The 2,017-nt window shown below is 66.3% G+C and carries 1 protein-coding gene and 1 pseudogene; both read right to left on the reverse strand.

Features of this window, described 5'->3' with window-relative positions; translation table 11 throughout:
- Window positions 1-302 (reverse strand): annotated as a pseudogene (locus I6A81_RS40980) (hypothetical protein); the annotation flags it as partial.
- A 654-nt stretch (window positions 303-956) separates the two neighbouring features.
- Window positions 957-1,556, reverse strand: coding sequence for a TetR/AcrR family transcriptional regulator (locus I6A81_RS40985; RefSeq protein ID WP_203008380.1), 600 nt, complete (start codon window positions 1,554-1,556; stop codon window positions 957-959).
- Between the last annotated feature and the right edge of the window lie 461 nt (window positions 1,557-2,017).

The following is a 2,017-nucleotide window of genomic DNA, read 5'->3' on the forward strand; positions in this document are numbered from 1 at the left end:
GTGGGCCAGCGCAGGCCACGTTCCAGGACGAGCGTCGAAACACCGGCCTGGGCGAGCCGCAACGCGGTGACACCCCCACCGAACCCGGAACCGACGACGACCGCCCGTTCCCGGACCTCCGTCACCCCGGCCGCCCCGGCCGCCCGCGCGGGCGAGGCGCCTAGCCCACCCGCCGCGGCGACACCCAGCGCCGCCGCGCCGAGCAGGCCACGCCTGGTGAGGGGCGAGGTGGGCCGTAAGTCTGGGGAGCCCGCGACTTCCTTCGCGGTGCCGACGGCGTCGGGGAACGCGTCTTCGGACATGGGTTCTCCAATCGTCGAGATGCGCCGCCAGCCCGGGGAGGTTGGCCGGCGGAGTTTCCTGGTGGGGTCGCCACTCCCGCGACTACGAGGAAGTTCTCGTCTCGCCGGCGGGATCAGCGAGGCGCGGACAAGATCCGGAGCGATCCGCGCGACGCCTGGTCGCGGCCGCCAACAATGTCTGCCGCAGCCCTCGGACAATATATGGATGCCGCCGCTTAAGGTATGAGGAATGCAAGTAGTGGGAAGCAGATTCGCTCCGGCAAGTGCCACGCGGAGACAGATTGTCTCCAGCATGTCCGCCGAAAACCGGCCGACGAACTTTTCACGCGGTACCGCGAGTCGATGAGATGCTCACCAGAGACATCGAGACGCCGGAACAGCTCTTTCCGCCGTCCAGGCCATCTCAGCGACAATCGCCTAGCAGGGTATCTGGTCCCAGTCGTTCAGGACGTTGTCGTGCTTGCCATTGGGCCTCGGCGCTCGCGGGCCCGCGACGCGGCGCGCGTTCCCGTGGAACGCGGCCTCGCGGGCCGGGGTGTTCAAAGCGATAGGAATTACTCGCTCTCCGGCTTCTTACCGGGAACACCACCCACCAGGCGACGACGGTCCGCGGCAGGTCCGGCGCGAACGAGCGCCAGAGCTCGAGGTCCGTCGTTATTCGGGATTGAATCCGCGGATCGTGGTTGTGACCAGGGCCGCGAGGAGCGTCTCGCGGTCAGGCGCGGAGTCCTGAACAGCCATCAGCAGGGCGTGCAATCCTAGCAGGAAAAAGAGCATGCCCTGCCTGACATCCACCCCCGAGTGAATCTCCCCCTGCTCCCGCGCGCGCTCCAGCGCCTCGATCATGAGGACCACCACTGGATAGGTGGTCCACTCGGTGTCGCGGACACGGTTCGGCGAGAAATGGAAGGCCAACATGTCCCGGAACAAGACGACTCCGAGCCGCCGCTCAACCCCGACCACCAGTCGGGCCACTTCAGCGAGAAGGTCTGACAGATGGTACGGCAACGACAGGAACCAAGTAAGTTCCTCGACCATCCTGTCCTGCTCCGCGCGGTCCAGTTCAGCGAGGATGTGCTCCTTCGTCGGGAAGTGAAGGGCGAAGTTGTTCCGCGCGACGTTCGCGGCGTCGACAATAGCGTCGACATCTGCGAAGTCAATACCCCATCGCCGGAACTCGACAATCGCAGCGTCGAACACACGCTGACGTGTCTCTAGCCGCTGCGCCTCACGATCGGGCGACTTCTCGGGCACCCGTACCATGGGTGAGGTGTCTACCACCGCTGCCTGACGGATGTCAATGACAGGTGTCGACGAGACCGCTCGGGCCGCCCTACGATCGGGCGCTCCCCCAGAAAAGTCCAGCTCACAGGCTGATGCCTCGGCGGAGTCCTGCGTGGTCAGCACGTCGGCCGTCTCGGAATTCGGAGCCAGGCGGGCCAGGCGCCCACGGCCTCCTGTCCGCGCCGGGCCGAGCCCGCATTCACACCACAGCGGCAGATCGTGCCGACCGGGCGCGCCTCATGGACGAGAGGACGAGGCCGGCGCGCCACTGGCCCGCACGCCCTCTTCCATGATCACGAACTGCCGCGGAACTCCGTTCGGCCGTTGAGTCGACCGGCGTCGATGGCCCTGAACCAGGGCGGCGGCAAAGTTGCTGGTTAGCAACTCATCTTCTTGATTGTTTCGAGTGGTCGTTCGGGGTGGCGGGCGTG

The sequence above is a fragment of the Frankia nepalensis genome, from assembly GCF_016786325.1.
Classification (GTDB): Bacteria; Actinomycetota; Actinomycetes; order Frankiales; family Frankiaceae; genus Pseudofrankia; species Pseudofrankia nepalensis.